Annotated in this window: 9 protein-coding genes and 2 rRNA genes (1 of these 11 running past the window's edge); all 11 read right to left on the reverse strand. The window is 61.7% G+C overall.

Annotated features, from left to right (window positions below):
- Position 1 precedes the first annotated feature (1 nt).
- Positions 2–1,762 (reverse strand): CTP synthase, encoded by a 1,761-nt coding sequence (locus tag EHW12_RS15885; RefSeq protein ID WP_003946139.1) that lies wholly within the window; start codon positions 1,760–1,762, stop codon positions 2–4.
- A gap of 156 nt (positions 1,763–1,918) precedes the next feature.
- Positions 1,919–2,872 (reverse strand): copper transporter, encoded by a 954-nt coding sequence (locus EHW12_RS15890; RefSeq protein ID WP_007731900.1) that lies wholly within the window; start codon positions 2,870–2,872, stop codon positions 1,919–1,921.
- On the reverse strand, positions 2,869–4,053 hold the full coding sequence (gene steA, locus EHW12_RS15895; protein ID WP_007731902.1) for a putative cytokinetic ring protein SteA: 1,185 nt from the start codon (positions 4,051–4,053) through the stop codon (positions 2,869–2,871). Before steA ends, EHW12_RS15890 begins: the two co-directional genes overlap by 4 nt.
- Before the next feature lie 86 nt (positions 4,054–4,139).
- Positions 4,140–5,918, reverse strand: coding sequence for a DNA repair protein RecN (gene recN, locus EHW12_RS15900; protein WP_042446202.1), 1,779 nt, complete (start codon positions 5,916–5,918; stop codon positions 4,140–4,142).
- 2 nt (positions 5,919–5,920) lie between these two features.
- Positions 5,921–6,868 (reverse strand): NAD kinase, encoded by a 948-nt coding sequence (locus EHW12_RS15905; protein ID WP_003946132.1) that lies wholly within the window; start codon positions 6,866–6,868, stop codon positions 5,921–5,923.
- Positions 6,865–7,704, reverse strand: coding sequence for a TlyA family RNA methyltransferase (locus tag EHW12_RS15910; protein ID WP_003946142.1), 840 nt, complete (start codon positions 7,702–7,704; stop codon positions 6,865–6,867). Before EHW12_RS15910 ends, EHW12_RS15905 begins: the two co-directional genes overlap by 4 nt.
- 1 nt (position 7,705) lies before the next feature.
- Positions 7,706–7,948 carry a hypothetical protein gene (locus EHW12_RS15915; protein ID WP_003946140.1) on the reverse strand — a complete coding sequence of 81 codons (243 nt, stop codon included), beginning with the start codon at positions 7,946–7,948 and terminating at the stop codon, positions 7,706–7,708.
- Between the two features lie 76 nt (positions 7,949–8,024).
- Positions 8,025–9,008 (reverse strand): HAD-IIA family hydrolase, encoded by a 984-nt coding sequence (locus tag EHW12_RS15920; protein ID WP_030537495.1) that lies wholly within the window; start codon positions 9,006–9,008, stop codon positions 8,025–8,027.
- Positions 9,005–9,946, reverse strand: coding sequence for a hypothetical protein (locus EHW12_RS15925; protein WP_073513327.1), 942 nt, complete (start codon positions 9,944–9,946; stop codon positions 9,005–9,007). Before EHW12_RS15925 ends, EHW12_RS15920 begins: the two co-directional genes overlap by 4 nt.
- 61 nt (positions 9,947–10,007) lie before the next feature.
- Positions 10,008–10,124: ribosomal RNA gene (rrf, locus tag EHW12_RS15930) — 5S ribosomal RNA — on the reverse strand.
- A 151-nt stretch (positions 10,125–10,275) separates the two neighbouring features.
- Positions 10,276–12,687 (reverse strand): 23S ribosomal RNA (locus tag EHW12_RS15935) (it continues 720 nt past the right edge of the window).

The raw sequence follows: 12,687 nt of genomic DNA on the forward strand, positions 1-12,687 counted from the left end.
GCTAGACCTTTTCCACGTTCTCGACTGCAGCGTCGAGCGCTGTCTCGGTGGCAGCGGTGTCGATCTTCTCGTCACCGTGGACGTCGACGGGCAGGCGCTCTTCGAGCTTGTACGTCAACGCTGCTTCGACGAAGGCCGCGAACAGCGGGTGCGGGCGCGTCGGACGGCTCTTGAGCTCCGGGTGTGCCTGGGTGGCAACGAAGAACGGATGCTGCTCACGCGGGTACTCGACGAACTCGACCAGGTGGCCGTCCGGTGAGGTTCCGCTGAACTGCAAGCCGGACTTGGCAATCCGATCGCGGTAGGTGTTGTTGACCTCGTAGCGGTGACGGTGACGCTCGGAAACGTCCTCGGTTCCGTAGGCCTGAGCGACGACGGAACCCTTGGTCAGCACGGCCGGGTAAGCACCCAGACGCATGGTGCCACCGAGGTCGGCGTCACCGGCGATGACGTCTTCCTGATCAGCCATCGTCGAGATGACCGGATGCTTGGTGTCCGGCTCGAACTCGGCCGAGTTGGCATCGTCGAGGCCGACGCTACGAGCAGCTTCGATGACGACGCACTGCAGACCCAGGCACAGACCCAGCAGCGGCAGCTTGCGCGAACGTGCGAAACGGATCGCGCCGAGCTTGCCTTCGATGCCGCGGATGCCGAAGCCACCGGGGATCAGAACACCGTCGACGTCACCGAGAGCGGCCTGCGCTCCGGCTTCGGTCTCACAGGCGTCCGACGGTACCCAGGAGATCTCGACCTTGGACCGGTTCGCGAATCCACCGGCGCGCAGTGCCTCGGTGACGGAGAGGTATGCGTCGGGCAGGTCGACGTACTTGCCGACCAATGCGACGCGCACCGTCTCACGCGGCTGGTGAACACGATCGAGGAGGTTGCCCCACACGGTCCAGTCGACGTCGCGGAACGGGAGTCCGAGCTGGCGAACGACGTAAGCGTCGAGGCCCTCACGGTGCAGAACCTTCGGGATGTCGTAGATCGAGGGAGCGTCGGGCGTCGAGATGCAGGCGTCGACGTCCACGTCGCACATCAGGGCGATCTTGTTCTTGAGGCCCTGCGGAACGTCACGATCGCAACGAAGGATCAGCGCGTCGGGCTGAATGCCGATGCTGCGCAACGACGCAACCGAGTGCTGCGTGGGCTTGGTCTTGAGCTCTCCGGAGGGGCCGAGGTACGGCACGAGGGAGACGTGCAGGAAGAAGACGTTGTCGCGGCCGACGTCGTGGCGGACCTGGCGAGCGGCTTCGAGGAAGGGCTGCGATTCGATGTCGCCGACGGTGCCACCGATTTCGGTGATCACGACGTCCGGGCGGTGTCCCTGCAGATCCGGACCGCTCATCTCGAGGATGCGACGCTTGATCTCGTCGGTGATGTGCGGGATGACCTGAACGGTGTCGCCGAGGTACTCGCCGCGGCGTTCCTTGGCGATGACCGTCGAGTAAACCTGGCCGGTGGTGACGTTCGCCTGGCCGGAGAGGTCACGGTCGAGGAACCGCTCGTAGTGTCCGACGTCGAGGTCGGTCTCGGCACCGTCTTCGGTAACGAAGACCTCGCCGTGCTGGAAGGGGTTCATGGTGCCCGGATCCACATTGAGATAGGGATCGAGCTTCTGCATGGTCACGCGCATTCCCCGCGCGGTCAACAACTGTCCCAGGCTCGAGGCGGTCAAACCTTTGCCGAGCGAGGAAGCTACACCTCCGCTGACGAAGATGTGCTTGGTGGCGGTACGCGTGTTAGTGCGTGACTGTGGCAAAGGGGCTCCCGTGACGACTGTGCAGGGCTTGGTCTGATGAAGCATGCTGGGGCCTGCCGACCCACGGGATTTCACGGTAACACCTATCGGGGGTCGGCGCCTACAACGCGCCGACTTTCCGCCCCCGATGTGACCGGCGTATCAATACCGGGGTGTTCAGTTGGTGGGTGCGCCGACGGTGACCGCCGCCGCTCCCGGTCCCGTGCCGTAGCGGCCGGCGCCGCCGTTCAACTGTTCCTGCAGCGCCAACGGCGTTGTGATCTTGCCCGACTCCCGATCGATGTTGTCGATGGTCGTCAAGCCCGCTGAGAGCGCCGCGTCCGCACGAGCGACGGCAACCGGACCACTGCCCTCGGCCGAGCCAGGCCGGCCCGCGAGAATCGTTCCTGCGCCGCGTCCGTCGAGAGCACCGGCGAACCGGGCGATGACGGCGCCGCGGTTACCCGTGGCTGCGTCGGATTCACTCTTGTTGTCGCCGGTGAGAACCACGGCGAGTTGAGCCGGCTTGACCGCTCCGTCGTCGTAGCTGATGAAACCGGCGCTACGCAGCGAGTCGAGCGCGAGATTCATCTCGTCCGGAGTGCTCTGCGGTTCGCTGTTCTGCCCGTTGAGAAGCAGAACCGAACCGAGCAGATCACCCGCGAGACTGCCCTGATCGACCGCACCGGTCTTGAGGGTGATCCCCGCAGGGATGACATTGGTGACGACGGTCCGCAAGCGGTCACCACCGGTGGCGTCGACAAACGAATCGGTGAGCGAGACGCGTCCGGTCACGGCACCGCCGGCGGCAGTGACGAGTCGGTTGACACCGTCGAGATCACCGGGATCGGCGTCCGGTGCCGTGATGACGACGACGGTGCGACCAGCGAGACTGTCACGCACGACGCGACCGCCGACAGCGGCATCGAAGCCGTCCGCGGAATTGAGTTGCTGCTGAAGCTGATTGGACTGTTGATTGAGGTCTTCGATCTCGTTCTGCAGGTCCGCCTTGTCGTCGCGCAGACCCGAAAGCAATCCACTGGACAGCATTCCGGAACCGAGCACCACGCCGATCGCGAGTGCCAGGAAGATTGCCGCTATGGAAATTGCATGTTGACGCATCGAAATCACTTGAAGAGCCCCTGAACCCACAGCGCGAAGCTGTTCCACGTTGCGATTGCCCAGTCGAGAACTTCACTACCGGCATTGGACACGACCAGGGCGACGATCACTGCCACCAGGGCGGCGAGCACCAGGAGCGCGATCGCGCCGCCGGACACTCGACTTCGATACAGCGTTGCCACAGCCTTGGCGTCGACCAGTTTCGGCCCAACCTTGAGCCGTGTCATGAACGCCGACGGATTGCTTTCACGACGCCCACGGTCGAAGAACTCGTCCAAGGACACCACGTTGCCGACCGTCACGATCAGTGAAGCGCCGTGGTGATCGGCGAGCAGCAACGCAAGGTCGGTCGGTGAGCAGGTCGCCGGGAACGTCATCGCCCCGATGCCGAGATCCTGGATTCGGGAAAGCCCCGCCGCATGACCGTCCTGGTCTGCGGGCAGAACAACTTCCGCGCCGGACTTGAGGGTGGAACTGGTGATCTCTTCCGGGTCGCCCACGATCAGATCGGGGCGGTATCCGGCCTTGCTCAACACGTCCGCACCTGCGCCGACACCGATCAGGATCGGCGAATACTCCTTGATGAAGGGCTTGAGGTTCTTCAGATCGGCCTCGTGTTCGGGTCCGTCGGAGACGACCACGACGTGGCGATCCTTCAAGTCGATGTCGATGTCCGGAACACCGATTCCGTCGATCAGCAAAGGACTTTCGGTGCGGATGAACTCGATGGTGTTACCCGAGAACGCTTCCAGGTGATCGACCAGGCCGGTCTTGGCCTCGATCATCCGATCGGAGATCTCGGCCTCGGTCTGCTCTTCGCCCTTGACGAGGCTCTTCTCGCCGTTGAAGATCTCGCCCTCGTGCAGGCGGATCTTGCTGCCGTCCTTGACGTTCTTGAAGACGTCACCGTCTACGGCATCGATCAGAACGATGTCGTTGGCGACGATCACTTCCGGTCCGAGGTTGGGGTACCGCCCCGAAATCGACGGCGACGCGTTGACCACGGCCATGACTCCGGCTTTCACCAGAGCATCGGCGGTCCGGCGATCGATGTCGACTTCGTCGAGGATCACGATGTCTCCAGGACCGACGCGGCGTAGAAGCTTCGCCGTGTTCCGATCGGCCCTGGCGATGCCACTGATCCCAGGCAAGGATTCGGTGTTACGTGAGAGCAATCCGGGCATCTTCATGGCTTCGATGATGAACCTGAAACCGCGTTGACCGGTGGAGGCGCGCCGACAACTACCACATCAGTCACACCAACACCACAGAACCTTCAATCTGTGACGCGGGCCGCATTCGCGATCTCGAGCAGTTCTTCGGCGTGCGCACGACCGGTCTCGGTGTCGTCCAGCCCTGCCAACATACGGGCCAATTCGACCACCCGATCCGAATCCGACAAGGTCCGCACGCCACTGCTCACCACTCCGCCTTTGTCGTCGACCTTGTCCACCACGAGGTGGGTGTCGGCAAACGCAGCAACCTGCGGAAGGTGGGTGACGACGATAACCTGATGCGTACGAGCAAGTTTCGCCAATCGGCGGCCGATCTCGACAGCAGCGCGACCACCGACCCCCGCGTCCACTTCGTCGAAAACCATCGTCGCGCCGGTGTCGCTACCAGCGAGAACAACCTCGAGCGCCAGCATGACGCGTGACAGCTCGCCACCGGAAGCGCTCTTGCTGATCGGAAGTGACGGTGCCCCGCTGTGCGCAGACAGACGGAATTCCACCTCGTCGACGCCGGCAGACCCGGCATGAAGGTCTACTCCCCCGACACTGAGCGGCGCCGAGTCCTGCGGGCCCGCAGGCTGAGAACGGACGGTCACCTCGAGGCCCGCACGTCCCATCGCCAGACCGGCGAGTTCCGCGCTGACGGCTTTGGCGAGCTTTGCCGCTGCCTTGACTCTGGCGGCGCTCAGCTTTGTGGCGGCTTCCGCGGTGAGGCCAGCCGTCTCCTCGACCTGCTTGGCCAACAGCGACAACGCATCCGACGACACGTCGAGTTTGGACAGACGAGCGCGAGCGGTATCTGCCCATTCGAGAACACCGTCGACATCGGCGGCGTACTTGCGAGTCAGAGTCTTCAGTTCCGATTGCCGCGACAGCAGCGAGTCCAGAGCACCCGGGTCTGCGGGCAGCCCGGACAGATAGGTGTTCAGGTCACCGGCAACATCGGTGACGACGGCAATAGCGTCGGCCAACCGGGAACCGAGGCCGTCCAGATCTGCGTCGGTGACCGACTCGATACGCGCCCGCGCTTCGGACATCAGGTCTAGCGCCGGCATGACCCCGACGTCGCCGTTGGCCATGTCGTCACTACCGGCGAGCGCAGCGTGCGCCTCTTCCGCAGCCGAGCGGAGCGAATCGAGTTCACTGAGTCGACGAACTTCGGCAACGATTGCCGTGTCCTCGCCTGGCTCGGGTGCCACGCCGTCGATTTCGTTGAGCGCGAAGGTCAACTGATCTGCTTCTTGCGCCAGTTCACGAGCCTTCGACGTGCGTTCGATCAACTCCGAACGAGCATCTAGCCATTCACGACGGTGTTTGCGGTACCTCGTCAGCAGCGTTCCGATTGCCTTGTCCCCGAAGCGGTCCAGCGCATTGCGTTGCTGGTCGGGACGAAGCAATCGCAGCTGATCGTTCTGTCCGTGGACAGTCAGAAGTGGATCCGTGAATTCGGAGAGAACTCCCGCCGGCACGCTTCGTCCGCCGAGATGAGCCCGTGAGCGGCCGTCGCTGCCGACTGTCCGGACGGCGATGATGGTCCCGTCCTCGTCGCGCTCGGCGCCGGACGATTCCAGGATTCGGACGATCTCACGCTCGGTGGCCGGTGAGACGTCGTCGGCGATGAATCGTCCTTCGACGACGGCTCGCGACGCGCCCAACCGCACCCGCCCGGCATCGGCTCGCGCTCCGCTGAGGAGGTGCAAGCTGGTGACGACCATCGTTTTACCTGCGCCGGTTTCACCGGTCAGGACGGTCAGGCCCTCGTGGAACTGGGCGCTGGCCTCGGAGATCACACCAAGACTGTCGATACGGATCTCTGCGAGCACGATTAAGGCTTCCTTCCTCGCCATCCGGTAACCGGAAGCTCGAACTTGCGAACCATCCGATCAGCGAAGGGCGCAGAGTCCAACCGGACCCACTTGACGGGAGTGGCGCCGCGAACGATCTCGACGCGAGCGCCGGCAGGCAGTTCCAACGTACGACGACCGTCGCAGAAGACCAGGCCGTCGTGGCTACCGGCGACGGTCTCCACCGCGATGATCGAATTCGGGCTGGTGACCAACGGCCGCGCGAACAGCGCATGCGCGTTGCTGGGTACGACGAGCAAAGCTTCGAGTTCGGGCCACACGACAGGGCCGCCTGCGGAAAATGCGTAAGCGGTCGAGCCTGTAGGAGTGGACACGAGAACACCGTCGCAACCGAAGGCAGACACCGGTCGGCCGTCGACTTCGAGGACAACTTCGAGAACTCCCAGACGCGAACGATTCTCGATACTGGCCTCGTTGAGCGCCCACCCGCGATCGATGATCTCGTCGTCCACCCGAATCACGACGTCGAGTGTCATACGGGACTCGACGCGATATTCCTTGCGAACTACCTGTGCGAGCGCCTCGTCGAGATGCTCGGCCTCGGTCTCTGCCAGAAATCCGATCCGTCCGAGGTTGATGCCCAGTACCGGAATGGACGCTTCTTGAGCGAGTTCGGCGGCGCGCAGAAATGTGCCGTCACCACCGAGAACCAGAACTAACTCGCATCCGACGGCAGCATCAGGGCCGGGATGAACAACCGTGACGTCGAGACCCGGCGCAGAGAAGCCCGCGGGTTCCGTCATTGCTTCGATGCGCGAGCTGTCTGCTTCGTCGACGAGGACTCGCAGCCCGATTCCCGCCCGTTCGAAAATCTTCCCGACTCGTTTGGCGGTTTCCGTGATGTCACGTCGACCAGGGTGTGCGACAAGAAGGATCTCGCGCGACTCGCCGTTCGTGACCGCGTTCACTGGGGCCCTTCCTCTACAGCCTTGCGAATCATGTCCTCCACCGAAGGAATTCCCTCGGTGTCCGGCTCGTGATCACCGGGCGAACCTGTCTTTCGAAGCCACAGGAAATACTCGACATTTCCCGACGGACCGGGCAATGGGCTGGCCACAACACCTAACGTCCGCAGACCTACCTTTGCAGCAGCCTCCGACACGTCGAGCACAGCCGAGATTCGCAATTCCGGATCTCGTACGACGCCACCGGCACCGACGCGGTCCTTGCCCACCTCGAACTGAGGCTTGACCATCGGAACCAGGTCCGCGCCGTCAGCAGTACAGGCGACAAACGCCCCGAGTACAAGTTTGAGAGAAATGAACGACAAGTCCGCGACAACGAGATCGACAGTTCCGCCGATGGTCTCTGCATCAATTGCACGAACATTGGTTCGGTCGATGACGTGCACCCGGTCATCGGACTGCAGGCGCCACACCAGTTGTCCGTAGCCGACGTCGACTGCGACAACTTCCTTCGCACCACGCGTCAGCAGAACATCGGTGAACCCACCGGTGGATGCGCCGGCGTCGAGGCAACGGCGACCTTCGACCGTCAATCCTTCGGCACCGAAGGCGTCGAGTGCGCCGATCAGTTTGTGAGCACCTCGCGACGCCCACGAAACTTCCTGCTCCACCTCGACGACCCGAAGTGGCGTTCCGGCTTCGATCGCCGTCGCAGGCTTGGTCGCAACGGCTCCCGAGATGAGAACTCGCCCGGCGGAAATCAGTTCTTGCGCATGATCTCGTGACCGTGCGAGTCCGCGACGGACAAGTTCGGCGTCCACCCGTGCTCTACGTGCCACGTCAAGCCCTGTCCACAGAGGCGAGTGCCTGGACGAGCACCTCGTGTGCCTGTTCCAAAATATGTGCCTTCTGCGGAATCACACCTGCTCCGTGCTGATCGTTCGGATCCTGTTCGATGCCACCGAGGCGCGCCAGCAAACCGTCGACGTCAGAACGTATGCGTTCCGGATCGACGGAAGGGCGTGGCCCGGGCAACGGAGATCCGTTACTCGTGTTTCCGGGGTGCGGTGTCGGCGTGCTCATCGGGCACAACGTTAGTGCATGACTCTCGGTTACGCATACACCCGCACCCCCGCGAGTCGAACACATTTGCGAGAGATCAGACGAGCCAGGATGCAAACAGATCCGCCACGCCGGCATCCGACGCTTCCAGGGTCCGGAACGACGGATTAGCCCATGCGACAGGCGCAACCGCGCGTAGAAGCGACATCTCGTCCCCGACAACCGGGCCGTCGACAACCAGCGCCGACCCGTTCACGGAGACAGACCACTTGGAGTCCGCACCGACCAGCGATTCGACGGCCGGCTGATTGAGCGAATCCAGAGTTGCTGCAATGTAGGTGGGGCGCTGCTCAACCGGAGCCCGCAGTACGTCACCCGGCGTGCTCACACCGGTGAGAACCAACAACGAGTCGATCGAAACAGCGTGTGCGCCTTCGATATCGGTGTCCAAACGATCACCGACCACCAGTGGACGCGAGCACCCGCTGCGAGCGAGCGCGTCCTCCATCAGCGGTGCAGCAGGCTTACCTGCCACCAACGGTTCCTGCTTGGTCGCAGCGCGTAGAGCTGCCACCATCGAGCCGTTGCCCAGCACCAAACCCCGCTCCGACGGCAGTGTTGTGTCCAGGTTTGCCGCTACCCACAGCGCACCGGCCCGGATCGCCAAGCACGCCTCGGCAAGGATCGACCAGTTGGTCTCCGTCGAATGTCCTTGAACGACAGCAACCGGAGAATCCGCGAATTCGCGCACCGGAAGCAACCCGACGCGCGTCACCTCGTCGGCCAATGCGTCGGTACCGACGACGAGCACAGCGGCACCGGGTTCGAGACGCTCCGACAGCAGACGCACTGCCGTCTGGGAACTGGTGACGACACGATCGTCTTCGGAATCGAAACCGAGTTCGGTCAGATGCGCCGACACTGCCGAAGGCGAGCGACTCGCATTGTTGGTCACGTAGTACAAGGCCTGCGTGCCCTGACCGAGAGCGGCCTGGGTGCCGGGAATCGCATGAGCTCCGGCGTACAGAGTGCCATCGAGATCGAGCAAAAGTACGTCGTACTGAGTACGAAGCACGGTCACTGATCTTCTCCGGTCAACTCGGCCACCCGTTCTTCAGCATCCGTGTCACCCTCGAGGTCAGCAGCTGCAGCGTTGAGGAACCATTTCAGTCCGTCTTCGACACGACCAGCTGCAACGAGGGCATCGGCGTAGGCGTAGAACAGCCGAGCCGCAGCTTCACCGGTACGCGCTGCGTCCAGATCCTTGGTCTGCAGTGTGACAACTGCCTGGTCGAACTGACCGAGATCCATGCGGGCGCCCGCGACGACGATCCTCAACTCAGACGCCTCGTCGCCCGAAAGCAGGGCAGCCTCGTCGCTACGGCCGAGTTCGATCGCGCGTTCGGGTCGACCCAAACCGCGTTCGCAGTCGGCCATGACAGCGATCAGACCCGGTCCGCCAGCCATTCGACGGGCAGCACGAAGCTCGGAGAGAGCTTCAGCCCATTCACCGGCGTGGTACGCGGTGATTCCGGCAGCTTCACGAACGACCGCAATTCGGCCGGCGCGCTGACGGGCAGCGCGAGCGTGGAGCAGTGCGAGTTCCGGATCTTCGTCGACGAGCTTGCCCGCCATGACGAGGTGACGCGCAACCGTGTTGGCGTTGTCCTTGTCGAGGCTGAGCAGATCCCGACGAACGGCCGGGTCCAACTCCGTGGGCTCTACGTTGTCGGGCAAATCCGGTTCGTCAGGTCGTGCTTGCTGACGGTTGCGGTCGCCATCGCGTCCACGAGGGGTGAACCCACCCTCGCCGCCGCGACGCTGTCCGCCGTTGAATCCGCCGCCGCGGTTACTGTTTCCAGCACCGCCACGGTTGTTGTCTCCGGCACCACCGCGGCGGTCTCCGCCTGCAGCGCCGCGTGATCCACGCCCGTCGTTGTCACGACGGGGGCCACCTGATCGAGGCGCTCCTCCCCCACGGAAGGACCGACGCTCGTCGCCATTCTCCGACACAGTCATTCCTCTCATACAACGCACGAAAGGGGACCCAATATGTTGGGTCCCCTTTCGGTTAACGGGTGTTCGGCGGTGTCCTACTCTCCCACACCCTGTCGAGTGCAGTACCATCGGCGCTGAAGGGCTTAGCTTCCGGGTTCGGAATGGGACCGGGCGTTTCCCCTTCGCTATGACCGCCGTAACTCTATGAAACTGTCACAGTAACCTTCTTCTGATCACCTGGTTTCACCACCCGTCAACACCAGTTTCTGGTGTTGGGGGATGGAGAAAACATGTTCTCATCAGTATCTGTGTGTTGTTTCAGATACCGCACAGTGGACGCGTAGCTTCTTTGTGGTAAGTCCTCGGCCTATTAGTACCAGTCACCTGCATGCATTACTGCACTTCCAGTTCTGGCCTATCAACCCGGTGGTCTGCCGGGGGCCTTACCCCCTCGAGGGGGTGAGAAACCTCATCTTGGAACAGGCTTCCCGCTTAGATGCTTTCAGCGGTTATCCCTTCCGAACGTAGCTAACCAGCGGTGCTCCTGGCGGAACAACTGGCACACCAGAGGTTCGTCCGTCCCGGTCCTCTCGTACTAGGGACAGCCTTCCTCAAGTTTCTAACGCGCGCGGCGGATAGAGACCGAACTGTCTCACGACGTTCTAAACCCAGCTCGCGTGCCGCTTTAATGGGCGAACAGCCCAACCCTTGGGACCTACTCCAGCCCCAGGATGCGACGAGCCGACATCGAGGTGCCAAACCATCCCGTCGATATGGACTCTTGGGGAAGATCAGCCTGTTATCCCCGGGGTACCTTTTATCCGTTGAGCGACACCGCTTCCACTTGCCGGTGCCGGATCACTAGTCCCGACTTTCGTCCCTGCTCGACCTGTCAGTCTCACAGTCAAGCTCCCTTGTGCACTTGCACTCGACACCTGATTGCCAACCAGGCTGAGGGAACCTTTGGGCGCCTCCGTTACATTTTGGGAGGCAACCGCCCCAGTTAAACTACCCACCAGGCACTGTCCCTGAACCAGATCATGGTCCGAGGTTAGAGGTCCAATTCGATCAGAGTGGTATTTCAACAACGACTCCACGATAACTGGCGTCACCGCTTCACAGTCTCCCACCTATCCTACACAAACCGAACCGAACACCAATACCAAGCTGTAGTGAAGGTCCCGGGGTCTTTTCGTCCTGCCGCGCGTAACGAGCATCTTTACTCGTAATGCAATTTCGCCGAGTCTACGGTTGAGACAGCTGAGAAGTCGTTACGCCATTCGTGCAGGTCGGAACTTACCCGACAAGGAATTTCGCTACCTTAGGATGGTTATAGTTACCACCGCCGTTTACTGGGGCTTAAATTCTCAGCTTCGCTCCCGAAGGAACTAACCGGTCCTCTTAACCTTCCAGCACCGGGCAGGCGTCAGTCCGTATACATCGTCTTACGACTTCGCACGGACCTGTGTTTTTAGTAAACAGTCGCTTCTCACTGGTCTCTGCGGCCCCACCCAGCTCAGACAGTAAATGTCGTCACCAGACAGGGCCCCCTTCTCCCGAAGTTACGGGGCATTTTGCCGAGTTCCTTAACCATAGTTATCTCGATCGCCTTAGTATTCTCTACCTGACCACCTGTGTCGGTTTGGGGTACGGGCCGTGTGAAAGCTCGCTAGAGGCTTTTCTCGGCAGCATAGGATCACTGAATTCGCCTCAATCGGCTACGCATCACGTCTCAGGCTATGTGCGACCCGGATTTGCCTAGGTCACGCCCTACACGCTTACACCAGTATTACCACTGACTGGCTCAGCTACCTTCCTGCGTCACCCCATCGCTTGGCTACTACCAGATCAGGTCCCATGCATCCACCAACTCGAGACCCGAAGGTCTTCTCGTGGCTTCAGGATGGTTAGTATCACTGATTCACCATGGGCGCGTTCACACGGGTACGGGAATATCAACCCGTTGTCCATCGGCTACGCCTGTCGGCCTCGTCTTAGGTCCCGACTCACCCTGGGCGGATTAACCTGGCCCAGGAACCCTTGGTCATTCGGCGGACGAGTTTCTCACTCGTCTTTCGCTACTCATGCCTGCATTCTCACTCGTGTGGCCTCCACGGCTAGGTCACCCTGCCGCTTCCATGGCCACACGACGCTCCCCTACCCATCCACACACCTGCCAGAAAATCCTTGGATCAACTGGGGGCTATTGCGTGAATGCCGCAGCTTCGGTGGTGTACTTGAGCCCCGCTACATTGTCGGCGCAGGATCACTTGACCAGTGAGCTATTACGCACTCTTTCAAGGGTGGCTGCTTCTAAGCCAACCTCCTGGTTGTCTTCGCGACCCCACATCCTTTTCCACTTAGTACACGCTTAGGGACCTTAGCTGGCGATCTGGGCTGTTTCCCTCTCGACTACGAACCTTATCGCCCGCAGTCTCACTGCCGCGCTCTCACTCACCGGCATTCGGAGTTTGGCTGATTTCGGTAAGCTTGTGGGCCCCCTAGACCATCCAGTAGCTCTACCTCCGGTGAGAAACACGCGACGCTGCACCTAAATGCATTTCGGGGAGAACCAGCTATCACGGAGTTTGATTGGCCTTTCACCCCTACCCACAACTCATCCCCTCAGTTTTCAACCTAAGTGGGTTCGGTCCTCCACGACGTCTTACCGTCGCTTCAACCTGGCCATGGGTAGATCACTCCGCTTCGGGTCTAGAGCATGCCACTGACTCGCCCTATTCGGACTCGCTTTCGCTACGGCT

Origin of the sequence: Rhodococcus sp. NJ-530 (assembly GCF_003860625.1) — a bacterium.
GTDB classification, from domain to species: domain Bacteria; phylum Actinomycetota; class Actinomycetes; order Mycobacteriales; family Mycobacteriaceae; genus Rhodococcus_F; species Rhodococcus_F qingshengii.